Annotated in this window: 27 protein-coding genes; 12 read left to right on the top strand and 15 right to left on the bottom strand. The window is 68.8% G+C overall.

Going from position 1 to position 26,838, the window contains the following annotated elements; all coding sequences use genetic code 11:
• The first annotated feature begins 74 nt into the window (after positions 1-74).
• Genes ACIBQ1_RS54810 through ACIBQ1_RS54790 form a run of 5 tightly spaced genes read left to right on the top strand, consistent with a single transcriptional unit; the run spans position 75 to position 5,378 of the window.
• Positions 75-1,367: an extracellular solute-binding protein gene (locus tag ACIBQ1_RS54810; protein ID WP_397290774.1), complete on the top strand. Its 1,293-nt coding sequence runs from the start codon at positions 75-77 to the stop codon at positions 1,365-1,367.
• Positions 1,354-2,199 carry a carbohydrate ABC transporter permease gene (locus ACIBQ1_RS54805; protein ID WP_397290770.1) on the top strand — a complete coding sequence of 282 codons (846 nt, stop codon included), beginning with the start codon at positions 1,354-1,356 and terminating at the stop codon, positions 2,197-2,199. The genes ACIBQ1_RS54810 and ACIBQ1_RS54805 overlap by 14 nt, the downstream gene beginning before the upstream one ends.
• On the top strand, positions 2,196-3,080 hold the full coding sequence (locus ACIBQ1_RS54800; protein ID WP_397290768.1) for a carbohydrate ABC transporter permease: 885 nt from the start codon (positions 2,196-2,198) through the stop codon (positions 3,078-3,080). Before ACIBQ1_RS54805 ends, ACIBQ1_RS54800 begins: the two co-directional genes overlap by 4 nt.
• A 17-nt stretch (positions 3,081-3,097) precedes the next feature.
• Positions 3,098-4,183, top strand: a complete 1,086-nt coding sequence (locus tag ACIBQ1_RS54795) for an enolase C-terminal domain-like protein (RefSeq protein WP_397290766.1) — start codon at positions 3,098-3,100, stop codon at positions 4,181-4,183.
• A 28-nt stretch (positions 4,184-4,211) separates the two neighbouring features.
• Entirely contained in the window at positions 4,212-5,378 is a 1,167-nt protein-coding gene (locus ACIBQ1_RS54790) for a hypothetical protein (RefSeq protein WP_397290764.1), read from the top strand.
• 60 nt (positions 5,379-5,438) lie between these two features.
• Here ACIBQ1_RS54790 and ACIBQ1_RS54785 read toward each other — a convergent pair whose 3' ends face one another.
• From ACIBQ1_RS54785 to ACIBQ1_RS54775, 3 genes are read right to left on the bottom strand one after another with little or no spacing between them, the layout of a single operon-like run.
• On the bottom strand, positions 5,439-6,665 hold the full coding sequence (locus tag ACIBQ1_RS54785) for a TIGR02679 family protein (RefSeq protein WP_397290762.1): 1,227 nt from the start codon (positions 6,663-6,665) through the stop codon (positions 5,439-5,441).
• Positions 6,649-10,584: an SbcC/MukB-like Walker B domain-containing protein gene (locus tag ACIBQ1_RS54780; protein WP_397290760.1), complete on the bottom strand. Its 3,936-nt coding sequence runs from the start codon at positions 10,582-10,584 to the stop codon at positions 6,649-6,651. Before ACIBQ1_RS54780 ends, ACIBQ1_RS54785 begins: the two co-directional genes overlap by 17 nt.
• Positions 10,581-11,609: a hypothetical protein gene (locus ACIBQ1_RS54775; protein ID WP_397290758.1), complete on the bottom strand. Its 1,029-nt coding sequence runs from the start codon at positions 11,607-11,609 to the stop codon at positions 10,581-10,583. The genes ACIBQ1_RS54780 and ACIBQ1_RS54775 overlap by 4 nt, the downstream gene beginning before the upstream one ends.
• Before the next feature lie 559 nt (positions 11,610-12,168).
• On the opposite strand from ACIBQ1_RS54775, the gene ACIBQ1_RS54770 reads away from it, so the two are divergent.
• Positions 12,169-12,543: a helix-turn-helix domain-containing protein gene (locus tag ACIBQ1_RS54770; protein WP_397290756.1), complete on the top strand. Its 375-nt coding sequence runs from the start codon at positions 12,169-12,171 to the stop codon at positions 12,541-12,543.
• Positions 12,544-12,568: 25 nt separating this feature from the next.
• On the opposite strand, the gene ACIBQ1_RS54765 is transcribed toward ACIBQ1_RS54770, so the two are convergent.
• Both ACIBQ1_RS54765 and ACIBQ1_RS54760 read right to left on the bottom strand, forming a co-directional pair.
• Positions 12,569-13,159, bottom strand: coding sequence for a ClpP family protease (locus ACIBQ1_RS54765; RefSeq protein ID WP_192787173.1), 591 nt, complete (start codon positions 13,157-13,159; stop codon positions 12,569-12,571).
• Entirely contained in the window at positions 13,156-13,782 is a 627-nt protein-coding gene (locus tag ACIBQ1_RS54760) for a ClpP family protease (RefSeq protein ID WP_397290754.1), read from the bottom strand. The genes ACIBQ1_RS54765 and ACIBQ1_RS54760 overlap by 4 nt, the downstream gene beginning before the upstream one ends.
• 620 nt (positions 13,783-14,402) lie before the next feature.
• Here ACIBQ1_RS54760 and ACIBQ1_RS54755 point away from each other — a divergent pair.
• From ACIBQ1_RS54755 to ACIBQ1_RS54745, 3 genes are read left to right on the top strand one after another with little or no spacing between them, the layout of a single operon-like run.
• Complete coding sequence (locus tag ACIBQ1_RS54755) at positions 14,403-14,633, top strand: hypothetical protein (RefSeq protein ID WP_397290753.1); 231 nt, start codon at positions 14,403-14,405, stop codon at positions 14,631-14,633.
• A 56-nt stretch (positions 14,634-14,689) separates the two neighbouring features.
• Positions 14,690-14,872, top strand: coding sequence for a hypothetical protein (locus ACIBQ1_RS54750; RefSeq protein ID WP_397290751.1), 183 nt, complete (start codon positions 14,690-14,692; stop codon positions 14,870-14,872).
• Between the two features lie 48 nt (positions 14,873-14,920).
• On the top strand, positions 14,921-16,180 hold the full coding sequence (locus tag ACIBQ1_RS54745; RefSeq protein ID WP_397290749.1) for a hypothetical protein: 1,260 nt from the start codon (positions 14,921-14,923) through the stop codon (positions 16,178-16,180).
• A 178-nt stretch (positions 16,181-16,358) separates the two neighbouring features.
• Here ACIBQ1_RS54745 and ACIBQ1_RS54740 read toward each other — a convergent pair whose 3' ends face one another.
• The 5 genes from ACIBQ1_RS54740 to ACIBQ1_RS54720 form a co-directional block, all read right to left on the bottom strand.
• Positions 16,359-17,087, bottom strand: coding sequence for an integrase core domain-containing protein (locus ACIBQ1_RS54740; protein ID WP_397290747.1), 729 nt, complete (start codon positions 17,085-17,087; stop codon positions 16,359-16,361).
• Entirely contained in the window at positions 17,057-17,542 is a 486-nt protein-coding gene (locus ACIBQ1_RS54735; RefSeq protein WP_397290745.1) for a hypothetical protein, read from the bottom strand. Before ACIBQ1_RS54735 ends, ACIBQ1_RS54740 begins: the two co-directional genes overlap by 31 nt.
• A gap of 22 nt (positions 17,543-17,564) precedes the next feature.
• Entirely contained in the window at positions 17,565-18,278 is a 714-nt protein-coding gene (locus ACIBQ1_RS54730; RefSeq protein ID WP_397290743.1) for an alpha/beta fold hydrolase, read from the bottom strand.
• Between the two features lie 195 nt (positions 18,279-18,473).
• A complete protein-coding gene (locus tag ACIBQ1_RS54725; protein ID WP_397290741.1) occupies positions 18,474-19,073 on the bottom strand; it encodes a class I SAM-dependent methyltransferase in 600 nt (199 codons plus the stop codon).
• Positions 19,074-19,076: 3 nt separating this feature from the next.
• Positions 19,077-19,283, bottom strand: a complete 207-nt coding sequence (locus ACIBQ1_RS54720; protein WP_397290739.1) for a 2TM domain-containing protein — start codon at positions 19,281-19,283, stop codon at positions 19,077-19,079.
• 160 nt (positions 19,284-19,443) lie between these two features.
• On the opposite strand from ACIBQ1_RS54720, the gene ACIBQ1_RS54715 reads away from it, so the two are divergent.
• From ACIBQ1_RS54715 to ACIBQ1_RS54705, 3 genes are all read left to right on the top strand, one after another.
• The gene (locus tag ACIBQ1_RS54715; RefSeq protein ID WP_397290737.1) at positions 19,444-20,241 is read left to right on the top strand and encodes an alpha/beta fold hydrolase; all 798 of its coding nucleotides are present in this window, start codon (positions 19,444-19,446) and stop codon (positions 20,239-20,241) included.
• Between the two features lie 36 nt (positions 20,242-20,277).
• Positions 20,278-21,567, top strand: coding sequence for an MFS transporter (locus ACIBQ1_RS54710; protein WP_397290735.1), 1,290 nt, complete (start codon positions 20,278-20,280; stop codon positions 21,565-21,567).
• A 725-nt stretch (positions 21,568-22,292) separates the two neighbouring features.
• Complete coding sequence (locus ACIBQ1_RS54705) at positions 22,293-23,009, top strand: integrase core domain-containing protein (RefSeq protein WP_397290733.1); 717 nt, start codon at positions 22,293-22,295, stop codon at positions 23,007-23,009.
• Between the two features lie 384 nt (positions 23,010-23,393).
• Here ACIBQ1_RS54705 and ACIBQ1_RS54700 read toward each other — a convergent pair whose 3' ends face one another.
• The 5 genes from ACIBQ1_RS54700 to ACIBQ1_RS54680 form a co-directional block, all read right to left on the bottom strand.
• On the bottom strand, positions 23,394-23,720 hold the full coding sequence (locus tag ACIBQ1_RS54700; protein WP_397290731.1) for a DUF1048 domain-containing protein: 327 nt from the start codon (positions 23,718-23,720) through the stop codon (positions 23,394-23,396).
• 1 nt (position 23,721) lies between these two features.
• Positions 23,722-24,078 (bottom strand): DUF1048 domain-containing protein, encoded by a 357-nt coding sequence (locus tag ACIBQ1_RS54695; protein ID WP_397290729.1) that lies wholly within the window; start codon positions 24,076-24,078, stop codon positions 23,722-23,724.
• Positions 24,075-24,401 (bottom strand): PadR family transcriptional regulator, encoded by a 327-nt coding sequence (locus ACIBQ1_RS54690; RefSeq protein WP_397290727.1) that lies wholly within the window; start codon positions 24,399-24,401, stop codon positions 24,075-24,077. Before ACIBQ1_RS54690 ends, ACIBQ1_RS54695 begins: the two co-directional genes overlap by 4 nt.
• A gap of 427 nt (positions 24,402-24,828) precedes the next feature.
• Positions 24,829-25,107, bottom strand: coding sequence for a DUF1707 domain-containing protein (locus tag ACIBQ1_RS54685; RefSeq protein WP_397290725.1), 279 nt, complete (start codon positions 25,105-25,107; stop codon positions 24,829-24,831).
• 163 nt (positions 25,108-25,270) lie between these two features.
• Complete coding sequence (locus tag ACIBQ1_RS54680) at positions 25,271-26,632, bottom strand: serine hydrolase domain-containing protein (RefSeq protein WP_397290723.1); 1,362 nt, start codon at positions 26,630-26,632, stop codon at positions 25,271-25,273.
• Positions 26,633-26,838: the final 206 nt, after the last annotated feature.

Below are 26,838 nucleotides of genomic sequence, written 5' to 3'. Positions count from 1 at the left end.
TGGGGGTTGACGTCGCCGTAACATGCATGCAACATCTGACTTCAGACATTGTACACGATTTTGTCGAGGCAGCTGTGATCAGAATTCGCATCCCCCTAACGGCGTGCCTCGCAGGCGCCCTGCTCGCCGCCTGTTCGTCCAACACGCCCGCAGCCGTCAGCGGTGCCATCACCGAGGATCGTGACGCGACATTGCTGGTGTGGAGTGACCCCACCCGGCTGGCCGGATTCGAGCAGTTCAAGAGGACGCACCCGAACCTGAAGATGAAGGTCGAGACCTACGACGGGCAGAGCCTGCTGACGAAGATCCAGCTGTTCAACCGCACCGGCAAGGGCTGGCCGGACGTCATCTTCGCCGGGCAGCCCAACATGGTCTCCGAGTTCGCCGGGAAGCTCGACTATGCCCAGCCCCTCGACTCACTGGTGCAGGAGCAGATCCGGAAGGGCTTCGGCACGGCCAACGCGCCCTGCGAGGTGGGGGGCAAGCTGTACTGCCTGCGCAACGACCTGGCCCAGACCGTGCTGTGGTACAACAAGCCGCTCATGGAGCGCTTCGGCTACCAGCTCCCCAAGACCTGGAACGACTACCGGGCGCTGGGCGAGCGGGTGGCCAAGGAGCACCCCGGCTACGTCATCGGCAGCGCGGGCAGCTTCTTCACCTATTACGACTACTTCTGGTCCAGCGGCTGCCCGATCCAGCAGGTGACCGGGCCGGACAAGGTGCACATCGACCTGAAGGACCCCAAGTGCACCCGGGTCGCGGACGTGCTCGACCCGCTGGTCAAGAACGGCTCGGTCACCAAGGCGGGGCTCTTCGACCCGGAGATGGCCAAGTTGGGCAAGGAGGGCAAAGTCCTCATGCTGCCCGGGGCCTCCTGGCTCGGCGACTACCTGTTCAAGCCCAAGGACCTGTTCGCCACCCCCAACGGGCAGATCGCCGCGGCGCCGTACCCGTCCTGGGACGGCGAGACGACCAACTGGTCCGGCAGCGCGGGTGGCGGCGTCTACCTGGTCTCGCGCCACTCCAAGAACATGAAGGGGGCCGCCGAGATCATCCAGTGGATGACCACTGACGCCGGCTACCAGAAGGGCGCGCCGACCTACCCCGCCTACGGCCCCTCGGCCGACGCGTGGGCCAAGCGGCTGGCCGGTGACCCGTTCTACGCGTCCGACCCGTTCCCGGTGATGCGGGAGCAGGCGGCCAAGGTCAACCCGGTGCAGCAGCCCACCCGCTACGACGTCGAGGGCGCGTTCACCCAGACGGTGGTCCCCGTGATCCGCTCCGGCGGCAGTGTCCGGGCCGGCCTGGACGCGTTGCAGGCCGAGCTGGTGAATTTGGCGAAGGCACAGGGCTATGACGTCGGGTAAGTTGTTCGGCTGGCTGTGCGTGACCCCGTACCTGGTGCTGCTCGCGGTCTTCGGGATCGGCCCCGTGATGTACGCCCTCTACGAGTCCCTGAGCGACCCGCGGGCCTACGGCAACGCGATCGCCGACTTCCGCTTCCTGCCCGCGCTGGGCAACGTGTCGCTGTTCATGGCGCTGTACCTGCCGGTCATGGTGATCGGCGTGCTGCTGCTGGCGCTGTTCGTCCAGGACCAGCGTCCCCTGTACGGCACGGCGCTGCGCCTGGTCTACATGCTGCCGGGTGCGGTCACCGGCTCGGCCGGCGTGCTCCTCTGGTACGTCATGCTCCAGCCCGCGCTCAGCCCCTTCGCCCCGCTGCTGCACGGCCTGGGCCTGCGGACCGGCAACGACGTGCTGAAACCGTCGTACCTGGTGGTGATCTTCGCGTTGATGGCCTTCGCCACCGGCTTCGGTCAGTGGGTGGTCATCATGTACGGCGCCCTGCAGGGAGTGCCGCGCGAGGTGCTGGAGGCCGCCAAGGTGGACGGCTGCACCTGGTGGCAGACGGCCCTGCGGATCAAGCTGCCGCTCATCTCCAAGTACGTGGTCTACATGGTCATCCTGGCCTTCACCGCCGGACTGCAGATCTTCATCGAGCCGCAACTGCTGTACGGCGTGGCCTTCACCGGCTCCAAGTCGTGGTCGCTGAACCAGCTCGGCCTGCTGTTCGCCTTCGACAACGGCGACTTCGCCGCGGCCGCCGCGCTGTGCCTGATGCTCCTGGCCGTCTGCACCGTGGCCGCCTGCTTCCTGGTGTTCAAGGCCAAGTTCTTCGAGACGGAGGTCGACCGATGACCGAGCGGCTCGGCGGGCCGTGGGTGTGGCGGACGTCCGTGTCCGTCGTGCTCGGCCTGGTGGCCCTGGCCTGCGCACTGCCGCTGGTGTGGCTGGTGCTGGCGCCGACCAAGTCCGACGCCCAGATCACCGGCGGGCATCCGCTGTCCTTCGGCTCGCTCGACGGCTACCTGACCGCCTGGCGGAACCTGACCACCTTCAACGACGGCGTCATCTATCAGTGGATCGTCAACTCGGCGCTCTACACCGGCGGCGCGGTGCTGCTGTCGGTGACCACGTCCCTGCTGGCCGGGTACGCGCTGGCGGCGACGAGGATCGCCGGTCGGCGGGTCATCCTCATCGCCACGCTGCTGGCGATGATCGTGCCACCCGCCGCGCTCGTGCTCCCGCTCTTCCTCGAGGTGAACGCGGTCCAGCTCACCGGCACCGCCTGGTCGGTGATCCTGCCCGCCAGCCTCTACCCGTTCGGGGTCTACCTCGCCTTCATCTACTTCTCCACCCTGCTGCCGCGCGAGGTGCTGGAGGCCGCCAGGATCGACGGCTGCTCGGAGGCCGCCCTGTTCGCCAGGGTCGCCCTGCCGCTGGGCAAGCCGCTGATCGCGCTGCTGACCTTCTTCGCCTTCATCGGCAACTGGAACAACTACTTCCTCCCGTTCGTGATGCTCGGCGACGACGAGACCTTCAACCTGCCGGTCGGGCTCGGCGTGCTGATCTCCGGCTCACCGGCGCTCAACCCGGCACTGGGCGGCAGCGATCTCCCCATCCACCGACCAGAAGCCGCGATCACGGGCGTGCTCACCGTGGTGCCCGTGGCGCTCGTCTTCCTGTTCGCCCAGCGCCACCTCGTGCGCGGACTGCTCGACGGCGCCGTCAAGAACTGAACCGCAACGGAGTGAATGTGAAGATCACCGCTGTCGACGTCGTCCTGTGCGCGCAGCCCGCCGTCACACCCGCCTTCCGCTGGCGCGACGGCCTGCCGGGGTCCGAGCCCGCGCACACCGGCGGCTGGCTCGTGCTGTCCACCGACGACGGGCACACCGGCTACGCCTACAGCCAACGCGGCGCCATCCTGGCCGACATCGCCGACCGGCGGCTGCGCTCCGAACTGCTCGGCGCCGACCCGCTGCAGCGTGAGTGGTTGTGGCACCGCGTCTGGGAGCTGGACCGCATCGAGGAGATGCCGCTCTACATCCATGGCCTGGTCGACGTGGCGCTGTGGGACATCGCGGGGAAGGCCGCCGGGCTGCCGGTGCACCAACTGCTCGGCGGGTACCGCACCGCCATCCCCGCGTACGCCTCCACCTCGACCTTCGCCACCGTCAGCGAGTACCTCGACGTCGCCGACCAGTGCCTGGAACTGGGTTACCCGGCCATCAAGCTGCACGCCTGGGGGAACGTCGACCGCGACATCGCCCTGTGCGCGGCACTGCGCGAGCACGTCGGCGGCTCGGTGCCGCTGATGTACGACGGGTCCGCCGGGTTCGACCTGCTCGACGCGATCAAGCTGGGCAGAGTCCTGTCCGAGGCCGGATACCTCTGGTACGAGGAGCCGATGCGCGAGTTCAGCGCGACCGCTTACCAGCGCCTGGCCGAGAAGGTGGACGTACCGCTGATCGTCGCCGAGACCAGCGACGGCGCCCACATGAACACCGCCGACTTCATCGCCAACGGCTCCGCCACCGCGGTGCGCACCAGCGCGGGCCTGCGCGGCGGCGTCACCGGGGCGATGCGGATCGCCCACCTGGCCGACGCCTACCGGATGCGCGCCGAGGTCCACGGCGGCGGCATCGTGCACACCCACCTGTGCATGGCCATCCCCAACACCACCTACTACGAGTCGTTCGTCCCCGCCAACCCCGTGACCAGGGAAGAGACGGTCGACGCCAACGGGCTCGTCCATGCGGGAACCGCGCCCGGCATCGGATACGAGGCCGAATGGGAGCGCACCGCCGTACCGGCCGGGCTGGAGCCCTACACCTCCTGAATTCCCCCCAACAAAGGAGAACACCAACATGAGCGACAAACGGAGCACCGGCCTGAGCAGGCGCGCCGTCCTGGCGACCGCCGCGACACTACCCCTGATCGCGGTGACGCCCGCCGCGGCGGCGGCCAAGGGCTGGACGTGGAAGCTGCTCACCGAGGGCACGGACGTGTGGCAGCGCAACTCCTGGAAAGGCAGGGAGCAGTTCGACTTCCGGCTCGGCGGTGGCGGCTGCATCCCGCAGATGCGGCACTGCCCGACCGGCTACCGGCCACTGCTCTCGCCCACCTACGAGGGCGAGGAGACCGACCGGGTCATGCAGGCCGTCCTGTGGGGCCTGAACGTCGAAGCGGCGACGAACGTCCTCGACCGGCGCTGGAACGTCAACCAGGCGGGCACCCGCCCCGGCGCCTACCAGCGCACGGTCCGCGTCGAGCGGACCACCCCGACCACGACCGACGTGTGGACCATCGCCGACCGGCAGTGGTACGCCGAACTCGTCGCCGACTTCGCGGGATCGGACGCCGTCCCGCAGCTCACCCGCTACACCAGACTGTCCAACGGCACGCTGGAGATCCGCCGCGTCATCCGGCTGCCCAAGGTCGTCAACGCCGGAACGACAGTCGCGAACGTCGAGTTCTACCTGGAGAACTGGCTGCCCTTCCTGCGCTCCGCCGACGCCTTCACCGCCCTGGCACTGCGACTCGACGCCAACGGCGACCCGAGCGAGTGGTACCGGGCGGGCCAGAACATCCCCTACTACCCGTGGACGCCGACCAGCACCACCAGCGGCTACGCCATGGTCTACCAGGAAGGCACGCACCGGACCACCCCCAACGTGGCCGTGGTCTTCTCCAAGAACCCGGGCACGAAGCACGCCACCTCGGCCGTGTTCGAGAATGTGCGCAACTCGATGGACTGGGACACCGGCATCGGCATCCTGCCCGGCGCCCACATCATCGGCGGGGAAGCCGACAGCATCCTGGACTACACGATCCGCATCGTGCCCAACGGCGGCACCAGCGCCGGCCTGGTCACCGACCTCAACGCACAGGTCGCCGCGATCCGGCCACCCGCTCTGTACGGCCCGGCGTACGCGCTGTCCGGCGAACTGGGCAGCATCGCGGGGCGGCTGCGTGGTTATTTGACCTCCGCCGAGGGAACGCGAACCAACCACCTCGCCCCGCTCCTGGTCTGAGTCCGGCGATCCCGGGCGCCGCGCTGATCTGGCTGATGGTCGGCCTCCCTCTCATGATCGTCATGCTGTGCGCGGGTGCTCGCCGTTCAAGTCATACAGGAGGGCGGGGATGAGGCGTTCCTCCATCACCGTCCAGCCTCGGCTCGCCATGAGTGGTGCGAGCTCCACGTCCCATGGGCTCGGCGTGGCCGTCCCGCTCAGCGGGGTGGACTCGCTCTCGGCGAGTCCCGCGGCGTAGTCGGCCGCCGACATGCGCCACGGAGTCGCCCGGTGGCGGGAGATCGCGCGTTCCATGATCCGCAGGCCGGTCCAATCGAAGTCGGCTCGCCACCGCAGCTCGCCCTTGGCCGTCTCCAGGAGGCGGTGGCAGGCCGCCGAAGGTATCCCTTCGGTGCAGATGAGCGGCGCGGATCGGGCGCCGAGTTCGGTGGCCGCCGCGCGGAGCACGGCCGGGTTCTCGCAGATGAAGATCGGGTCGTCGTCGAGGGCGACCGGGAAGGTGGTGAGCTGGTGCAACGTCAGCCGGTATGGAACGCCATACCTGGCCGCCTCCGCCAGCCAGCCCGCGACCGGGCCCTGGCCGAGTACGGGGAGGTTGAGCACCAGGACCTGGCTGGCCAGGTCGTCCACGATCACCCCGGCCGACTCCCACAGCGTGCGCTGCCCCACCCGGTCGCCTGGAACAGACGGCAGGCTGGCGCGGAGCGCCAGGGCCCGCAGCACCAGCAAGGTCAGCGGTGAGCCGGCGGACAGGGCCTTGGTGTCGCCCGTGGCACGCTCGGCCAGCACGGGGAGCGGCATGGCCTGGGCGGGCAACTGGTCGAGAACCTGGGCCGCCGTGGTGACCAGCCGCCCTTCGCCGCGCCTGATGAGCCTGGTCGCCGTGCCGTCGACGGCGATGGCCTCCAGCCAGGCGGCGTGCCAGGCGTCGCCGGAGTGCCTGCCGTGGGAGGCGCCGGCGAGGAGCCGATCGCGTTCCTCGTCGAGCGCCCGGCGCTCCCCGGCCCGGTCCCGTAACGGACCGCCCAGCTCGGCCAGCACATCACGCAGGCCGTGGGTGTACCGGTTGGTGAGGAAGAGGTCCAGGTCGGTCAGGGGCACGGTGAGACGCTTGACGTCCTCCGGCCGGTAGCGGCCGGTCAGCCCGATGATCACCCGGCGCTCCTCCTCGGAGGGCACGCCGATGCTGACCGAGCCCGACAGAGCGCCGTCGCGCTCCAGCTTGCGCCTGGCGGCGGCAAGCAGGCGGGCCCAGCCCTCCGAACGCAGCTCATCCAGGGAGTTCAAGCGGGATGACCTCCTCCGGGGGCAGAGCCACCTTGCGGGTGTCCGGTGAGCCGAGGGCGGTGGTCAGATCGCCGGTGTCATCGGCCAGCAGCTGCCCGCCGTCCCATACCAGCAGCAGAGGGCTGACGGTGTGGTCGACGGGAGAGTGCGCCAGGTCGTAATGGGCCGCGGCGGAGACCGAGGCGTGGGTGGCCCACAGGTCGTAGCCGGTCATGAACAGGTCGAGGTCGAACTGCGCCGCCAGCGACATCAACTCGCCGCGCCCGGTGTCGTCCACCCCGGCGAACGCCTCGTCCAGCGCCAGCAGCCGGGGGGCGTCCGGCCGGGCCGAGTTGAGCATGGCATGTGCGGCGGCGAACAGCGGCAGGTGCAGGGAGACCGACTGCTCACCGCCCGACAGGCGGCTGTGCCTGGACCTGGTCAGCCGCTCTTCCGTACCGTCCGATCGTACGAGCTGGAAGGCGAACTGCCGCCACCTGCGGTAATCGAGCACGTCGGCCAGCAACTCACGGTAGGGCCTGTCGCGGTGGCGCGCCCGCGCGTTCTTGATCTGGACGGCGAAGTGGCCACGCATCCTCGTCAGGTCGTCGGGGCGCAGCCGGGCCGCGTCACCGTCGAGCAGGCCGCAGATCGCGCGCTGCTCGTCGTCCAGCGCGTCGGCCAGCAGCCACCCCACCCCGACGGTGGTGCCCGAGGACATCCGGCGTGAGCGCATCTCGGTGTTCATCCTGCGGATCAGGTCGCGGGCATCCACGGTGCGGTCGTGGATCTGCTGGGCCAGCCTGGTCAGCAGGGCGTCCTCCAGGATGCGCTGCTCGGAGTCGCTGAGCAACTGCTGCTGGTCGTTCCTGCTGGCGCTGATCTTCGTGGCGAACGCGCCGACCGGCAGCAGGCCTTCCTCATCGGTGACGCGTACGACGATCACGCCGTCGGCGCCGTCCCACTCGGGCCGGTAGTTCTGGTCGGCGGCGGTCAGCTGCGCCTGCAGGTCCTCCAGGGCCTTGGTCAGCCGGGTGGTGGACTGCTTGAGCGAGATCTCGGTCGGGGTCAGGTCACGGGTGACGGCAAGGACGGCCTCGTGCACCTCGCGAACGCCGGCGGGCAGTTCCTCGGCCTGCCAGTCGGCCTCCTGGGCGGGCCAGGCCAGGCCGGGCGGGCACTTGAGCACGTCGAGCAGCTCGCGGCGGGCGTAGGGGGCCAGCTCGCGCGCTGTCTCGCGCTCTTCGCGCCGCGCCACCGCCAGCGCCTCGGCGGACGTCTCCACCCGGGTGCGCGCGCTCACCTCGGCGGTCAGCGCGTCCCGCTCGGCGGACCTGGCGGACTGCGTCTCCCGCTCGGCGTCGGTGATGTTCCGCTCGGTCCGCTCGACCTCCGCCAGCATCTGCCGGGCCTCCGCGCCGACCGTCGCCTGCAACGCCTCCAGCTTGGCGGCCTCCTCGGTATGCCGCCGGCGCGCGGTCTGCTCGGTCTTGGCGGCGTTCGCCTCGTCCTCGGCGGCCTCCGTCAGCCGGTCGGCCGCCGCCTGCACGCTGGAGAGCTGGCGGGCCGCCTCCCGCCGCCGCCCGGCCAGGGTCCCGGCGGCGCGTTCGAATCGTTGTACGGCCCCCGCCACCTCGTCGACGGCGTCCGGCGCCAGAGCGCGTTCGGCACCGGTGCGGCGCAGCGTCCGCTCGGCGGCGCCATGCGCGGCGACAGCCTCGTCGAAGCCCCGCTGGGCCTCGTCCGCGCCTTCCCTGGCGCCGCGCAGCCGTCCGGCCGCCTGTTCGCGGGCACGCAGGGCCGTCACGATGGGACCGGTCCTGGGCAGCGCGGATCTGGCCTCCGCCACGGCCTCCAGCCTCGCCTCGGCCGCCGCGTCCTGCCGGCCGAGGCTCGCGAGAGCGTCGTCGAGAGCGGCGAGCCGGGTGTCGCACTCGGCCAGCCGGGCAGCGCGGCGCCGGGCCCTGGCCGTGGCGCCGATGTACTCGGCGTGCACCTTGTGATGGGCGCCGACCTGGATGCCCTGGAAGAAGCGGCCACCGGGCGTGATGACAGGGCGGAACAGAGGGTCGTCGACCACCGGCTCGGCGGAGAACACTCCGCCCTGCTCACCGTTGACCACCAAGTGGTCGTCGTCCTGCAGTTCGACGGCGCGCAGGATCGCGGTGACCCGATCCGCTGAGACGGGGCTGTCTTCCTCCGGCTCCAGTACGCGGAGCAGGTTGGGTCCGGTGAACGGATACGCCTCGAAAAGGTAGGCGTCGGAGTCGCCCACCCGCACCGGCTCAGGCTCCGGCGTGATCCAGGCGTCCAGCAAGCCGGTGGCCTCCATCGCCGCCTCGATCCCGGCCGCGTCCCGCTCGTCCCGCAGGTCCTGCACGGCCGGCGCCGTCAGCTCGCCGAAGACCGCTTCCAGAGTGGGCGCGTCGGGCTCACCCACCTGGTCCAGGGCCTCGGTCAGCGCGGTGGCGTCGGCCGCCACGACGCCGTGGCGTTCGGCCCACGCCGACAGCTCCTCGCGCGCCGCGCTCCTGGTCCGCTCCACCTCGGCTTCGGCGTCCGAGGCGGCCTCCTCGGACTGAGCCAGGGCCGTCTGTGCCCGCTCCAGCGCGGCACGGGCCAGGTCGCGGGCCTGCTCGGCCTTGCTCAGGGCGGCCAGTGCGCCCCGGACCGCGCGCACGTCGTCGGCGCGGGCCGCGGCGCCGGCGCCGACCCGATCGGTGAATCCGCCCTCATCGGCGTCGCCCGGGCTCCACGGGATGCCGGCGGCGTGCGCCTCGTCGGCCAGCTCACCTGCCGTCCTGGAGACGGCCGATTCCAGCTCGGCCAGGTTGCGCCGCGCGGTTTCCAGCTCCGCCACGGCCCTGCTCTTGGCCGCGGTGCGCCGCTCCAGCTCGGCCCGCGCGCCGGCGGCGGCGTCCGCGCAGGTGCGCACCAGCCGTTCGAGGTCGGCGAGCTGTTGCAGCGCCTCGTACGCGGCGCTCGACTTGAGCTGGTCCAGCCTGGCGCGCAACCCCGCCAGAGCGTCCTCGGCGGTGGCCGTCCGGGCCTCCGCCCGCGACCGCTCCTGCTCGGCGACGGTCAGTTTCTCCCTCGCTGTCCGGCGGGACTCGACGGCGGCGGCCACCTCGCCGCGGCGGCGGGTCAGCGCGTCGGCCGCCCAGCGGGCGTGGGTCCGCAGGTAGGTGCTGTAGCTGGAGAGGAACGCGGCCGTGGCCTCGTCCGCGGCGACCAACCCCTCCAGGGTGCGCTGCACCGACTCCATGTCGTCGAAGGAACGGGCCGCTTCGGCGATCAGTTCGTCGTCGATCGGGCGCAGGCCGTCGGTCAGCGTGTCGGACAGCTTGGCCGGGTCGAGGTTCTTGGCCAGCTGCGGCCTGCGCAGGGTGAGGATCAGCGTGATGAGCTGCTCGTAGCGCTCCCTGCCCAGCCCGAACAGCCGCCGGTCGATGGCCGCCCGGTAGTCGGAGGCCGAGCCGATCAGCGCCTGCTCGCCCAGCTCCGCCGCGAGCTGTTTGCGGGTCATCGGCCGGTCGTCGGGCGTGAGCAGGGAGAAGTCCTCGCCGACGCGGCCGTCGCAGACGAAATGCCAGCGTACGGGGGTGTCGCGGTGCCGCTGGGCGTGCAGCCCGACGCCGGCCGTGACCGACCGGCCGGTGCCGGGATCGCGGAACTCCATCCAGACGTAGCCGAGCGCGGAGTCCTGCCCGCGGAAGAGCAGGTTGGACTTCATCGTCCGGTCCTCGGAGGCGAACGGGTTGAGCCGCTTGGGATCGATCCGCCCGTCGAGCACGAACGGGAACAAGACCTCCAGCGCCTTGGTCTTGCCCGACCCGTTGGGCCCGCGCAGGATCAGCCAGCCGCCCGCGAAGGCGAACTCCTCATCCCGGTAGTCCCACAGGTTGATGATCCCGGCCCGAGAGGGGACGAACCTGGTCACTTCACATCCTCGAAGAGAGCGGATTGTTCGGGGCGCTGTTTCACCTCCGCGGTGACGCCGCGGTATCGGGCCAGCAACGGCAACGCCAGCACGCCGCCCTCGACGACCGCCACCAGGCGCAGCTTGGCCAGCAGTGCGACTGCCTCGCCGAGCAGCCGGTCGGGGTCGGCCCGCCAGACGGCGCCGAAGGCGACGCCGAAGTGGCCGACGAGCTCGCGCATGACGCGCCGCAGCCAGGTATCGGGCAGGAAGGGATAGACGGCGTCGCCCGTCGGCGCCGTCCCGGTCCTGTCCTGCTCGGCCAGCACGGTCAGCACGTTGCCGTGCGGCAGTGCCGCGTCGATGCGCGCGGCCGCCTCGGCCAGGCGGTCCTGCGCGACGTCGGTCAGGAAGGCCGGGAGCTGTTGTTCGGTCCAGACCGCCACTGCCGGACGTTCTCCTGTTTGCTGCCACCGGGCGGTCCGTCCGGCGGTCCAGACGACTGGGTGCGGTCGGCGGGGATGGGGGAGTTCGGCTCCGTTGGCTGGGTTGAGCGGGATCAGCCGGGCGCGGACCGCCGCGTTCAGCGCGGTCCGTAAGGTGGCGGGGATCCGTACCACGGTGGCGGGTGACAGTTGGCGATCGGTCGGCGAGGGACGGGACGCGAGCGTCGCGAGCAGTCCGTTGACGTCGCGGGAGGTGAGCTTGAGCAGCCGGATCCGCCCGAGGCGGGGGATGAGGTAGAGGCGGATGTGTATGGCGTAGCCTTGCCGGGTCGACGGCCGCAGGGCGTCCTTGGTGGCCGGCCAGCGCGCCAGCCACTGCCCGAGCGTGCATCCGGCCCCAACGCCGTCGCGGTCGGCAGCGGCCAGGGCTCGGCCTGCCGCCTCCGCTTCCTCGGAGTCGGTGTAACCACCCTGGCGGACGCGCTGCTGCTGCCCGTCCAGGCCGCGTACCTGGACCGCGAAATACCAGCTGCCGTGATCGTCATCTACCGGCAGACGCGGACACGTGACGCCTCGCTGACGTCCCGTTTCCGCATCCACGCAGCCGCATCACCTGCTGACCTGCACACGTGTCTTTGCCATCTGCCCCACATCCCCCACGGTGTGCGATGACAGACGCGTCGGCTAGGACTTGCACTCGATCAGGGACGACCTCAGGGCGAGTGGCCGAAATACGTGGGGCTCGACGAACCGGCCCCGTCGTGAACGCGCCGTCACGTCGCCGGATGCAGGACTGTGACGAGGGTCTGCCGGGTGTGGGAGGGGCTTGCCGCCTTACACCGGCGGCGGCGTGCTCGGCTGGCCCAGGCAGGCCACGCCCTGTGCGACGGCCACCCGGACCTCACCGCTGCGAACCACCCGGACGACCGGCCCAAGCCCACATCGCCGGCAACCCGACCCGCCTGATCTCGCTGCGCCGAGTACGGTGCGCGCCCTGCTCGTGTGGCCGGTCACCGACGTCACCCGAGCGCTCGCCGCCGCGGTGACCACGTGGTGAGCGCGCAGGTGCGCCTGAGGCCGAACGGAGGAGGCAGGGAGTGGTTCCGCTCTGCGCGAAGCCGGCGGAACTCGACCGCGCTGTCTACCTATGGTGTGGAGTATGGCCTCCTCCATCCCGCAGCCATCTTCCATCTCGCCGCTACGTCCAGCGATCGATCGGACCGCCCTCAAGCCCTCTCCGGCTCGCGAGCCGCTGTGGCGGCAGGTGCTCGGTGAGTGTCTGAGGGGCCTTCGTCAACAGCGGGGCGAGAAGTTGAGTGAGACGGCGGGTCGCGCCGGAGTCTCGCCGCAATATCTCTCCGAGATGGAAAGAGGCGTCAAAGAGCCGTCGAGTGAAATGATCGCCGCGGTCGCCGGCGCGCTGGATGTGACCCTGGTCGATCTGACTCTTGCTGTCGCAGAGAGTTTGCGGTCTGCTCAGCCCAGCAGGTCGAGGGATGCTGTCTGCTCGGCGGCGTATGCTTTGGCCGCTTAGCGGCTTGCCGGGGTTGTTCGCGGGCCTATGAGTGCTCCTCGATGATCTGATCGAGGAGCCCGTACTCCAAGGCCGCGGTCGCGGTGAACACGCGATCGTGATCGGTGTCGGCGCGTAGGGTCTCGATCGTCTGGCCGGTGTGCCGTGACAGGATGCGCTCGATGTCTGCCCGGACTCGTACAACCTCGTCGGCCTGCAAGATGAGGTCGGGGATCGTTCCGCGCCCCTGAGCGGCTGGTTGGTGCAGGATCACGCGTGCGTGGGGGAGAGCGGCACGTTTTCCCTCGGCACCCGCGGCGAGAAGGACGGCACCGACCGCGACGGCTTGTCCGACGCAGGTTGTCGAAACCCGCGGGCGGATATGGCGCATGGTGTCGTATATCGCGAGCATCGCACTCGGATCACCACCTTCGCAGTTGATATAGAACTGTATTTCGGCATCGGGGTTGTCCGACTCCAGAAAAATCAGCTGCGCGATGAGCGCGTTGGCGACGCCCGCGTCGATCGCGGTGCCCAGATAAACGATTCGCTCGGTGAGCAGGTGCGAGTAGACATCCATGATCCGCTCGCCTCGAGGATTCTGCGCGATGACGTTCGGTATCGTATATGTGGTCACTTGCCGACTCCTTCGGTGACGCCGAATCCGGGCCGCGGGCGATTGTGCGGCGCGACTTCGTCGAAGGTCTGCACGATCGCATCTATGAAACCGTAGTCGAGCGCCTCTTGCGCTGTGTACCAACGATCGTGCAGAGAATCCTCGAATATGCGCTCGACGGGCTGGCCCGTGTCCTCGGCGATAAGACCGAGCACCGTGTCACGAGTATGCCGGAGGTCGCCGGCCTGCAGTTCGATGTCGACCGCGGTGCCACCGATTCCCGCCGAGCCCTGGTGCATCAGGACGCGTGCGTGCGGCAGGGCGCGGCGCTTGCCTCGGGTCCCCGACGACAGCAGGAATTGCCCGGCGCTGTAAGCGATGCCCAGCACGAGGGTCGACACGTCACAGGGAATGAGGCGAATGATGTCGCGAATCGCCAGCATCGAGGGGACCGAGCCGCCCGGGGAGTGAATCCACAATGCGATATCGGTCGACGCGTCCTGGGTGGCGAGTGCTATCAGTTGCGTGACCAGCAGTGTCCCGTTGTCGTCGTCGAGAGGGCCGTCGAGAATGAGAACACGCTGCTCGTAAAGCTCGCGTCTCATCCGCTGGTTGAACAGGGGAAGTTTCGATTCTTCGCTCATGCGTCCATCATGTGAGGCGATTCGCATCGGCGTCGACACGATCCGCCTGCGGCAGATCTGCTCTGAGCAGCGTGACCTCCTGAGCAGGGGCATATGGTCACGCTCCGCAGGGCACTCGGGTCGGGTTCAGGGCGCATCTGGTCAGGAGCCGGTTTCCGGATGGGCACCTGAGCATTCGCTCGGCATGGACAGCGGATCGAGTGTCGCCAGTCACTACTCGGGGCAGAGGATGGCGTCCCCCGTCCTGGAGGCGAGCGGGTCGATGGCGGATCGCGGTGGGCGCTGGCCAGGGTGAGGGACATGACAAGCTGGACCCGCTCCGTCCCGCGAGCCGAAGGTGGGGGTGGTGAAGCCGGGCGAGCTGCTCTTGACGGCCTTGTACTCACCCTGGCTCTCGCACACCTCGAGGGTGGGTAGCGGGGATCCGTGGGCGTCCGGCCGGCGTTGAGCTCCTTTGGTTCCTCCTTCGTCAGCAATTCGTACGTGTCCAGCGCTCCCGGTGAAAGGCGCTGAGGTCGTCGGCGGTGGAGATCACGCCTCCGGCGGCGTAGCCGTCAGCTCGGCGAATGCCCTCCGTACGTCTCCCCATTCCGGTGAGGAGCCGATGGTCGCGCCCGCTGGTGCAGATACGCGTCGACGGGCCGGGCACGGTGCACCTGTCCAACGGGACGACGGTCGAGGTCGAGAACGACGGGGCACCCGAGCCGGCCGACCTCATCGTGGTGCCCGGCAGCGGGCCCGGCGCCAACACGGGCGTTCCCGCCGAGATCGCCCGCGGCACGCTGCCGAAGGCGCTGGCCCGTACCGCTTCAGAATCCGTCGCGGGGTGCTTGACCTGCGGATCGACCTGAGGTGGCGGCTCGGTCCAGGATCAGTTCCCGTGCCTCTCCGTCTCATCTATCTGCTCATGATCCAGGTGTTCGGCTTGCTGATGCTCCTGGGACGTGGTCAAGCGTCCAAAGACATGGAAATCATGGTGCTCCGGCATGAGCTGGCTGTGCTGCGGCGTGAGGTCGTCCGGCCGAAGCCCAACTGGGCCGATCGAGCGGTCCTGGCCGCCCATCCGACCAGCAGGTATCACAGAACGTGATCGCGGGTAGCGACCGCTTGGAACAGTGAGCGACCGAGGGGGATGGCGATGTTGGATGGCCGCTGGATGCACGGTGTGCTGGCTGCGCTGGTCCCGCTGGGGCTGACCGCGGGCCAGCCCGGCCCGTCCGGGTCTCCGGCGCGGGAGAAACCCCCGGTCGTGCTGTTCCCCGCATTCCATTTCACCAAGCTCCAGGCGACCGTACGCGACCAGACCACGGCGCCGGGCTGCCCGCGCTCTGGCACCTTCCAGGACTGGTTCCGCAACGACCGGCCGAGCAGGTTCAGCCAGGTCTGCCGAGACCGGTTGCTCACCCTGCGCTACCGCGACGATCCCTCGCTGCCGATGCCGGAGCGCTTCGCCGAGCAACCGGGCATCACCGTCGAGATCATGAAATACGGCCGCACGGACAGCGCACCGTACTACGAGGCTCTCTACCGCAGGCTGGAAACCAACGGGTATGTCCGCGACCGGGACATCCGGGTCGCCGGATACGACGCCCGGCTCACCCCCGACATGGGCGGCTTCTTCGAGCGCACCCGCCGGCTCATCGAGGACACCTACCACGACAACGGCGAGCGGCCGGTGCACCTGGTCGGCCACTCCAACGGGCCGCTGTATGCCCAATACCTGCTCACCCACACCAGCCAGGCATGGCGAGAGCGCTACATCCACGGCTTCACCCCGATCGCGGGCAACATGCCGGGGCAGGGTCTGATGTACTCCGTGATGTTCACCGGGCAGAACATCCAGGACTTCGGCTACCCCACGACCAGGAAAAACGCGCGGAGCAGCGCGCGGATGTACCAGAGCGCCCCCTCCACCTACATGAGCGCCGCCGACCCGGCGATCTTCGGCGACCGTGAGATCGTCATCCGCGACTCCTCGACAGGCCGCTCCTACACGCCTCGCGACTACCCGCGCCTGTTCGCCGACGCGGGGCTGCCGACGGCCGGAAAGATCGCCGCGTACTACATCGGCTTCGTCCGGTTCGCCGATCCGAAGTCGTACCCCGACGTGGACGTCTACGGAGAGAAGGGGTCCGGCCTGCCTACGGTCGTCGGGGCCCGGCTGGCGAACCTGTCCACCGGCCAGATCGCCGACCCCGGTGGCTTCCTGCGGCGCGACGGCGACGGTAACCAGGAGGACATCACCAACAACGCCATCCTGGCCTGGCGGGCCATGCACTGCCATCACTTCAGCCTGACAGACAATCCCGGCGTGGAGCACGGCGCGCTACCCAACGACCCCGCCCTGCTCGACCGCCTGGTCACTGTCCTGGGCCGACCGCGCACCCGCTGCCGGTAGCCGGCTGCTGCGGGGGGCCGAGTTCGCGTATCTGTCGGTCTGCGGCACGGGCCAAGCCGGGCACCGGCTGCCCGATGAGGCCCTGCATATCGGCGCCGCGTTCCACCTCGCGGGATTCGCCGACGTGTGGGGCTCAAAAATAGGATGCGGTGTCTGACCTGCCGGTTCTCGGGTGGTGTCAGCTGGCCATCTGATTAGCTGGCGATCTGGTACTCGTTGATGAGGCCGCCGAGGATGGCTCTGCGGTGGACCCGGTGGTTGGCCAGGTCGATGGGGGTTGGCGGTCCTGTTCGGCTTGCGCTGGGGACAACTGTCCGATGCTGCGGTGGGGTCGGGTCGTGTTGTAGTGCTGCAGGTAGCGGGTGAGGGCTCGGCGTAGGTGGTGTTCGTTGAGGATGAGCATGTTGTCCAGGAGTTCGCGGCGTTGGGTGCCGATGATTCTTTCGCAGTGTGCGTTCGCTTTCGGGGCCTGCGGTGGGCTCTTGAGGATTCGCAGGCCGGTGTCGGCGAAGACCGCGTCGAAGGCTTTGGTGAACTGGCCGCCGCGGTCGCGGATCAGGAACTTCAGCTTCGTCATGTCGGTGTAGGTGTTCATCAGGAAGTTGCGGGCGGCCTGGGCGGTCCACGGGTCGGTGGGGTTGGTGGTGACGCCGAGCAGGTGGGCGCGGCGGCTGCCGTGTTTGAGCATGATCAGGGCGTACAGGCGTGTGAGGTTGATGGTGTCCACATAGAGGAAGTCGACGGCGACGATGTGCTCGGCCTGGGCGGTCAGGAACTGCTTCCATGTCGGCCCGCTGCGGCGCGGGGCGGGGTCGATCCCGGCCCGGTTCAGGATGTTCCAGACGGTAGAAACGGAGATCTGGTGGCCGAGGCGGGTCAGTTCGCCATGGATGCGCCGGTGTCCCACCTCGGGTTCTCCGCGGCCATGCGCAGGATGAGTGCCTTGACCGCAGCCGCGGTGGGTGGCCGTCCGGGACGGCGACGATTGCTGTAGTCCCACTTCTTGGCCACGAGTCTGCGGTGCCAGGCCAGCAGTGTGGCCGGTCTGATCGGGAAGATTTCCGCCCATCGCGAGCGGGGTATCAGGTGCGAGAGCGCCGCCAACCACAGGCGATCGGCCGGCTCGTAACGCACCCGCGGGATCTGACGGCGCAGGACAGTGTTCTGATGCCGAAGCACCAGCAGTTCCGCCTCTTTGGAGGCGCTCCTTCGTAGCAGCAGCGCGGGCAAAGACAACAGACGCCGGGTGACGGCGTACACCGTGGACAAGATCACGAAATATGATCCCAGGTGGCCCGTTCCAGGCCGGCTGATCCGCGCAGCGCAGGCCGATGCCGGCCGGACCGCCCAGACGCGGATCACCCATCTCATCGAGCTTTCGCCCTTACGCGTTCTCGCTCGCCGCCTTCTGAATGAGGGCCACGGCCAGGTCCGGGCGCGAGACGAACACCAGGTGCGAGGCGCCGTCGACCACCTGGACCTTCGCGCCGGAGCGCTGGGCCATGAACTCCTGCGCCGCAGGCGGGATGATCCGGTCGGCGCCGCTGATCAGGTTGTAGCTCGGGATCGTGTGCCAGGCCTGCGGGCCGGCGGCGGGCTCACCGAGGGCGGCGCCGGTGGCCGGGCGCTGCATGATCGCGAAGAGCGCGGCCTCCTCGGCGGGCAGATCTCCCGCGAAATGGGGATGGAACACGCGCGGGTCGATGTAGAGATCGACCTGCCCGCCGGGCAGCGGCACGGGTTTGAGTGACTCGCCCACCGTGCTGCCCGGGAACTTCTCGACCAGCTCTTGGACGCTCTCGCCCGTCTCCGGTACGAACGCCGCCAGGTAGACCAGCGCCTTCACCTCGGGGTTTCCGGCAGCGGCGGTGGAGATGACGGCACCGCCGTATGAGTGGCCGACCAGCACGATCGGTCCCTCGATGCTGTTCAGCAGCGCCTTGAGTTGCTCCGCGTCGGAGGAGAGCCCCCGAAGCGGGTTCGGCGCGGCGATGACCGGATAGCCGTCGGTGACAAGCCGCCTGACGATCGCGGTGAAGCCGTTGCCGTCCGCGAAGGCGCCGTGCACCAGCACGATAGTCGGTTTCTTGTGTGCCATTTCCTCACCTTTCATGACGTGATGGTGGAAAGCTACGGCGGCGGACTGAACGGAAAATGGACGGGCCAGAGCGCCGTTCTGCGGCGGGATTCCCGGATTGTTCCGTCCGCATCAAGTCGGCTCCGCCAATCTGGCCCGCAGGACGAACAAGCCGGGGGTGTGGATCGTCTCGTAGCGGCGTCCGGATGCTGATCTTCAGCGCACCGCGTCGTCCACGTCGAGCTCCGTCGGGCGACGGCAGTAGTAGACCAAAGCGGGTGGGAGATTCGCCCACACCGTTCGGCTGATGACCACCTCGTCGAACCGCCACCGCATGGAACGCAGCAGGCGCCGGGCCGGCGGGGCCCACCGGGCATGCACGTAGGCGAAGGTGGTGAACACGCCGTGCGGTGACAGCGTCGCCACGACCGCGGACAGCACGTCGCGCTGCTGGTTCTCGGTGAAGGCCGCCCATGGAAGGCCGCTGACCACGACATCGGCCTGGCGCAGCCCACGCTGCGCCAGCACCCTGGTGAGATCGGCCGCGTCCGCGTGAACGACGTCGACCTCCGGGTGGAGGGCGGCCAGCTTCCGCGCGAACCCTGAATTGACCTCGACGGCTATGTGCCGGCCGCGTCCGGCGAGACGCCGCTGGATGGCCTCGGTGAACGAGCCGGTACCCGGACCGAGTTCCACGACGATCGGAGAGCCGGTACTGGGGACGGCCGCCGTCGCCACCCTGGCCAATGCCGGGCTGCTCGGCGCGACCGCACCGACCGTCATGGGATCGCGTACGAACTCGAGAAAGAACGACACCGCTCAATCCCGCCGTGAAGGCGAGGAGACCGCCGAGATGTGGAACGCCAGCCCGATGCCCCAGGCGACCAGCGAATACAGCGGCCAGAAGAAGCGCTGCGGGGTGAAGAGCCGCCACACCACGACCTGCATCACATGCGCCACGACATAGCAGATGACGTGGATCCGCAGGCCCACCTTCAGTTGACGCTCGCTTTTTCTCGACTTCATCTCGACCCGTTCTTCGACGGCCTACCTGCACGACGGCGCCAGGCTAGATCGGCACACTTGATGACGACGGAATCGTTGGCGGACCCGGCCATGCAGAGATCGTCAAGTCCCCGACCCTACGCTGGCCGGCGATCAACCTCTGCTGAAAGGTTCCGCATTCATGACGACCACCCGCCGTACCCTGCTTGCCGGATCGGCCGCGGTCACCGCCGGCGCCCTGCTCGGCGCGCCCGCGGCGCAGGCACACACCCGGCCGGAGGGCAGGTCCAAGCCGACCGTCGTGCTGGTGCACGGCGCGTTCGCAGACGCCTCCGGCTGGAACGGCGTCGCCGGCCGGCTCATCCGCGACGGCTATCCGGTCCTCGCCCCGGCGAATCCGCTGCGCGGCGTGGCCGCCGACTCCGCCTACCTGGCCGGCATCCTCGCCACGCTCAGCGGTCCGCTGGTGCTCGTCGCGCACTCGTACGGCGGGATGGTCATCACGAACGCCGCGACCGGCAAGGCCAACGTGAAGGCGCTGGTCTACGTCGCCGCCTTCACGCCCGACGAGGGTGACACGTTGCTGAGTCTGCAGACGAAGTACCCCGGGAGCAAGCTGGGGGAGACGGCGCTGGACTTCCGTCCCTACGGTGAGGGCCTCGTCGACGGGTACGTCAAGCACGAGGTCTTCCGCGAGGTGTTCGCCGGCGACCTGCCGCGGGCGACCACCGAGCTGATGTGGGCCGGTCAGCGGCCGAGCGATGTGCGCGCGCTGCAGGAGCCGTCCGGCCCGCCGGCGTGGCGGACGATCCCGTCCTGGTACCTCGTGGCCCGTGACGACAACGTGCTTCCGGCCGCGGCGCAGCGGTTCATGGCGCAGCGGGCCGGCGCACGTACCGCCGAGGTCAAGGCCTCGCACGTCGCGATGATCTCGCAGCCTGCCGTGACGGCCGATCTCATCAAGCGCGCCGCACGTTGACCACGCTTTCCACCGATCTCCCACGAGGACGGGACCTTGCATCAGCGCGCCTACGAAGGCCAGTGCGCCGCCGAAGAGAACCGGCACACCTCCGCCAAGTCACCTAACCGCAATCCGAAGCTGACGCTGTTCGCGCTGGCGCTGGGCACCTTCGCGATCGGCACCGGCGAGTTCGGCAGCAACGGCATCATCCAGCTCTTCGCGTCCGATCTGAACGTGTCGATCCCGGTCGCGACCCACGCGATCACCGCCTACGCCATGGGGGTGGTGATCGGCTCGCCGGCGATCACCCTGCTCGCCGCCCGGGTCAACCGGCGCACGCTGCTGCTCGGCATGATCGCCCTGTTCCTGGTCGGCAACGGGCTGTCCGCGCTGGCGCCGAACATCGCGCTGCTCGTCGCCTTCCGGTTTGTCGCCGGCAGCGTGCAGGGCGCGTTCTTCGGCGCCGGAGCCGTCGTCGCGGCGTACGTGTACGGCCCGGGCAAGGGCGGCAAGGCATTCGCCACCGTCATGGGAGGACTCACCATCGCCACCGTCGTCGGGTCGCCGCTCGGCACCTTCATCGGTCAGGATGCGGGCTGGCGCACCATGTACTGGGTCGTGGTCGCCATCGGCCTGCTCGCCGGCACCGCCTTGGTGACCTGGCTGCCCCGTACCGATGACCTGCGCGGCGGCTCCATCACCAGCGAGTTGGAGGCCGTGCGCCGGCTCAACGTCTGGCTGATGGTCACCGTCGCGGCGCTCGGTATCTCCAGCATCTTCGCCGTCTACACCTTCATCGGCCCGTTCATCACCGACGCGGCGCTGCAGGACGCCTCGCTCATCCCGATCGCGCTCGCCGTCTTCGGCCTGGGCATGGCGGCCGGCAACCACCTCGGCGGACGCGTCGCCGACCGGTACCAGAACCGTGGCCTGACCTGGGGCTACAGCGCTGTCCTGGCACTGCTGGCGCTGATCGGCGTGGCCGGCGGCAACCTGGTCATCCTGCTGCCCTGCCTGTTCGGCGTGGGCGCGACCATGATGTTCGCGATCCCCACCATCCAGGTGCGGCTGACCGGTTTCGCGCCGGACGCCCCGACTCTGATGGGCGCGCTCAACCTGGCCGCACTCAACCTGGCCAACTCGCTGGGCGCGATCGGCGGCGCGGTCACCCTCAATGCCGGCTGGGGGACCTTGTCCACCGTCTGGGCCGGCTTCGCCCTCACCAGCGCCGGCCTGCTCCTGTACATCGTGACCGTGGCCCGGGTGAAGCCCGTTCCCCGTTCCCCGCTAAGCAGCTCGGCCCGAGCGGAACTCCAGCCGGAGATGCGTTCTGACTCCGTGTGACGGCGTGGCCTCGTCCGCTGCCTCAAGCGGCAGGCGCACCTCGCGCAGTCGTGTTCTCACCGGCATGAGATCCCTGTCCCCAGGGTTCACGCCGCCTGGCGAAAGCAGTGCGACCAAACGGAGGAATCACATGAACGACGGCGCGGCGCAGCGCGGGCCGGTCCTGGACGAAGAGCAGTCTCGCCGCCTCGTCGAGTACGGCGAAATGGAACACGTCGAGGTCGGCCGGGATCTGCATGATGATCGTCCGTGCTCTTTCGCCTGGCCTATCTTGCGGTCACGAACACCTTCGTCACGCTACGGTTGCTGCCGATGGGCGATCGGGACAAGGACGTCGAGATTCTCGCCCTGCGTCACCAGATCACCGTTCTCGAACGGCAGTTCGGTGCCGGCGCCAGGGTGCGATTCGGCCCCCGGGGACCGTGCCTTCCTCGCCGCCCTGCTGACACCGCTGCCCCACCAGGTCCTGCGTCGGCTGCGGCTCCTCGTCCGCCCGGATACCGTCCTGCGCCGGCACCGTGATCTGATGAGGCGGCGTCATGCCCGTACCTGTCGGCCGAAGCGGCGGGGGCTCCCACCCACGGTCCGCTCCATCCGCACGCTTGTCCTACGTCTGGTCCGAGAAAACCCGTCTCGGGGATATCGGCGGGTGCATGGTGAGCTGGCCATGCTCGGCATCACGGTCGCGCCCTCCATCGTGTGGGAGATCCTCCAGCAGGAAGGGCTTGACCCGGCACCCGACCGAGCGTCCCACCACCTGGGCCGACTTCCTGCGCGCCCAAGCCGAGGCGCTGCTGGCGTGCGATTTCATCGAGACCGTCACCCTCACCGGGCAGCGCCAGTACATCCTGGCCGTCATCGAGCACGCGAGCCGGCGCGTCCGCGTGCTGGGCACCACCGCGCACCCGACCGCGAGCTGGATCGTCCAGGCGATGAAGAACCTCGTGATGGATCTGGAGGAGGTCGGCTGCCGGGTGCGTTTCCTGATCCGGGACCGGGATGGGAAGTTCCCCGCCCTCATGGACGAGATCTTGGCTGAGGCCGGTATCCGGACCGTGCTCACCGGGATCCGGATGCCGCTGGTGAATGCGGTCATGGAGCGGTGGGTGCAGTCGTGCCGCCGTGAGCTGCTCGACCGCTGCCTGCTGTGGAACGAACGCCACCTGCGGTATGCCCTATGTGAGTACGAGCGGTTTTACAACCGGCACCGCGCCCATCAAGCCCTGGATCAAGCGGCTCCGCTACGCGCCGTCCCGGACCCGATCAGGGATCCGACGCGAATCGCCGAGCTGAGCGTACGCAGACGGGCCGACTCGGCGGGGTCCTCCACGGGTACTCACATGCCGCTTGAGCTGCATGGATGTAGTTTTCGGCAGGCGCAGGGTGCGCAGGTGACCTACCTGCTGCAGACGGGACAGACCACGGCCACGCCGAGCTGCTGACGCCGCGTTCGCTCACGCAGCTGTCACCGGGCGTAGCGACGGTGACGCGGGCGCGGCAGAACTGCGTTCCCGCTCTTCAGATGTGAGTGCTCTTACGGGCGATCTCAGATCCAAGATGACCGAGGCCGAGCTGGAGGCACCGACTGAGACGGTCGAGGACGTCATCTGTCCCGCGGTGCCCGGCGGCTACAAGACTTCGGTTACGCTGCTGCACGAGTAAAGGTCAAGGGATCTTCGTGCCGGCAGCACAAGCAGCGCATGTTCAGGGCCTCCTACGCCAACCGCTACCGCACGGTCTTGATTCAGATCATCGAGGCGCTGGACTTCGGGTCGGCCAACACGGTGCATGCGCTGATCAAGCGGTAAGGCCGGGTCGACGAGGTGTTACTTCTCGGCCGTGCCGGGTTCCCCGCTGATGGACTCCTGATAGATGTCCGCGTAGGTGCGCGAGTCCTTGATCAGGCCGTCGCAGAAGGCGGCGACGTCGTTGCCGATGAGTTCCAGCACTCCCTTGCCGGCCGCGACGCCCTCCTCGAAGAAGTCGAGGATCCCTGAGAGCAGGGACCCGTCAAGCAGGTCGATCGGTCCAACCTTGAAGAGGTACCTCTGAATCTCCTTGTAGACGATCTGGTAGTCCCGTGGGAGCGCCTTGACCCGGGCCATGTGCGCCCGCCACTGCTTCTTGCCCTCGATGATGTCCTGGATGCCCACGTCAGCCTCCTAGCCGGCCCAATTTCCTTGCGACGTTCCTGTTCAACTGCTCGCGCCACCGGTCGCGATAGCTCTGAGCCCCTTCTCCGCCGGTCAGCGCCGCGCAGAAGCCCCTGATGTCGTCACCCAGCACCTCGTGAATGCTCTGCCCATCGGCCGCTGTCTCCTCGAGCAGCCCCAGAGCACCGTCGAGAATCGGCATCAGGTTCCGGCCTGTGAAGTCCGCGTAGGGAGAAAGATGACCCTTGATCTCCTCCCACGCCGCCCGGTAGTCGGCCGGCAATGCCTCGGCCCGAGCTTCGAACGCCTTCCATTCCCTGGTGAGATCGCTGCCTGTAATGGAGTCCCAGAAGCTCATCTCCCGCCCTCCTTGAGCTTGTCGATTCGTGATGTGATGTACTTCCACTTCGCCCAGAACGTCGCGAGTTCTTCGCGCCCCGCGTCGTTGAGCGCATAGAACTTGCGCGGCGGGCCCAGCCCGGACGGTCGTTTCGTCACCTGGACAAGCCCGTTCTTCTCCAGCCGCAGCAGAATGGTGTAAACCGTCCCCTCGACGACATCGGCGAAGCCGAGTTCGTTCAGCCGACGCGTGATGGCGTACCCGTAGGTCTCCTCGCTGCCGATGATCTCAAGCACGCAGCCCTCAAGCGTGCCCTTCAGCATCTCCGTCAGGCCGTCCATCGTGGGTCCTCTTCCATCCTTCCTGGTACTCGGTAGCACCGAGTACCACTATACAGCATCACAGAGTAGTGGGCCAAATGTCCAGTAAGCGAAGTGCGGACAGGACGGCGCGATCCTCGGGAGCGAATTGCACCTCGGCGTTGCCGAGCTGCCGTTCAAGAACGGCGATCGAGGAGAGGACCCGCATCACGGACTGCCGTTCCTCCAGAAGATCAAGTTTTATCCCCAGGCCATCATGCCGGAGTGGTGCACGAGGTCGAAGTGACGTTCGTGTCGAGTTCGTCCCGACTGGCCCAGTGAGATCGACCGCCGGCTGGTGACTCGCCCAGGACGGGCCGGCAGGTAGGCGCATCGATTGGCACCGTGCCGCGTCACCGGTGCGGCGCTTGCCGGCGGACATCGAGCCGGCCGTGCCGCATCCGGCCTGTCAAGCGGATGCGCAACGTCTCCGGTGTGTTGTCGTCGGCGTCCCTGCCGCGGTGCGCAGCACCAGCTGGTGCGACAGCCTCCACCGGCCGTCGCGGCGCACCGAGCAGGCGGTCAGCGCCGCCTCCAGCCGCTCGTCGAACTCGACCAGATCGAGCCGGCCGTCGGCGACGGCGGTGCGCAGCAGTTCGGTGACCCGGTCGCGGTCCTCGCCGGACGCGCGCAGCGCCGGTGAGGAGGGCTTCTCAAGACCCTGCACGCGGATTTGCTGTGTCGTCATCGGGTTCTCCCCTTCCATTGGCCCGTGGCGGTCACGCGCAGAACAGCTGCACCGTGGGCTCTGCGGTGATCCTGCCTCGGCCGGCATTCGCAGGATCTGGCGGCGCCGCTCGTTCATCGCCGCTCTTGTCGCCCGCTCACCGGCAGTCACGCGGGAGCCGTCGTCATCCGAGGCAGGAGCGGACGGCTTTGGCCAGGTTCGCCGCCCGCGGGTCGTCGGGCCGGTAGTTCCAGAGGTTCGTGACGTAGGCGAAGCCGACGCCGGCGTCGGGGTCGGCGAAGCCGATCGACCCGCCGGAGCCCGGGTGGCCGAACGAGCCCGGCCCGGTCATCGGCAGCGGCTGGCAGGCTCGCCAGAACCCTAGCGACATGTTGAAGGAGCGGTCGGCCGGGAGGTTCAGGCCCGGCGGCAGCCCGTGCATCGGTGTCGTGTCGGTCTGCACGTCCGTCATCCGCTCGACCGTTGACGGGTTGAGCAGCCGTACCCCGTCGACGTCGCTGACCGTGGCGGCGTACATGCGCGCGACCGATCGGGCGTCCGCGAGCATGTTCGCGGCCGGGAACTCGGCGGCACGCCAGGCACGCGTGGTGTGATATCCGGGAGTGGTCAGGGCTCCGCCGAGCTCGCCGGCGCGGGCTTGGACCGAGCCTGGAGCCCATATGGCGTTCACCCAGGCCGTGACCGTGTCCGCGTCGAGCCCGGTGGTCGCGATCAGCCCGGCCAGCAGCTCCTCGATGCTGAACGGGGCGGCGTCGTGGAGCCGGGCCACCCGCTTCTCCTGCTTCTCGGGCAGTCCGATCCAGGCGCTCAGTCCGAGCGGGCCGGCCACCTCCTCGGCGAAGAAGGTGCCCAGCGACTTGCCGGTGATCCGGCGTACGACCTCCCCGACCAGGAACCCGTAGGTGACGCTGTGGTAGACGTGCTCGGTGCCCGGCCGCCACAGCGGTTCCTGGGCCTCCAGTGCGCGGATGACCGGGTGCCAGGCGCACGCCTGCTCGAAGGTCAGCGGTCCGTCGACGATGGGCAGGCCGGCCTGGTGCGACAGTAACCAGCGCACCGGGATCTGCTCCTTGCCGGCGGCGGCGAACTCCGGCCAGTACTGCGCCACCGGGGCGTCCAGATCCAGCTCACCGCGCTGGACCAGCAGGTGGGCACAGATGGCGGTGGCGCCCTTCGTTGTGGATGCGACCTGGACGATCGTGTTCTTGCGCCACGGCCGGGTCGCCTCGCGATCGGCGAGGCCGCCCCACAGGTTGACGACGGGGCGGCCGCCCACGTAGACGCTGCACGCCGCGCCGACCTCGCCAGGGTTCTTGAAGTTCGCGCGGAACGCGTCGGCGACCTTTCCCCACCCGTGTTCGACACCGCGCTCGCCATCGTCATCACCGCCACTCACGGAGGCGTTGGCGCGGCCGGTGAGGGCGGCGTGTGTGCCGACGAGCGCACCGGCACCCAGCACGCCCTTCAACACGGTCCGGCGCCCGACATGTCCCTGTTCAGGTGTTCCGCTCGTCGTGTTCGCCATGCTGGCATTCCTTTCTGGAGGGCTGAAACTCAGGGGACTTCTGGAGGAGACGTGCGGTCGAATCGACCGGGGCGGTCCGCGTCACTGGATCGGCGCGGCAAGAGCGTGAGCGAGGAACACGAGCAGTTCTGTGTCGAAGAGCGCACCCGGCCGTCGGCCCCATGCCGTTGTCTCGCTCCGGCTCGTATGGGGCGGTGCCACTGATG

The sequence above is a fragment of the Nonomuraea sp. NPDC050153 genome (assembly GCF_044460125.1).
Taxonomy (GTDB): Bacteria; Actinomycetota; Actinomycetes; order Streptosporangiales; family Streptosporangiaceae; genus Nonomuraea.
The sequence above is the reverse complement of the archived record's forward strand: the minus strand, read 5'-3'. Positions and strand labels throughout refer to the sequence as shown.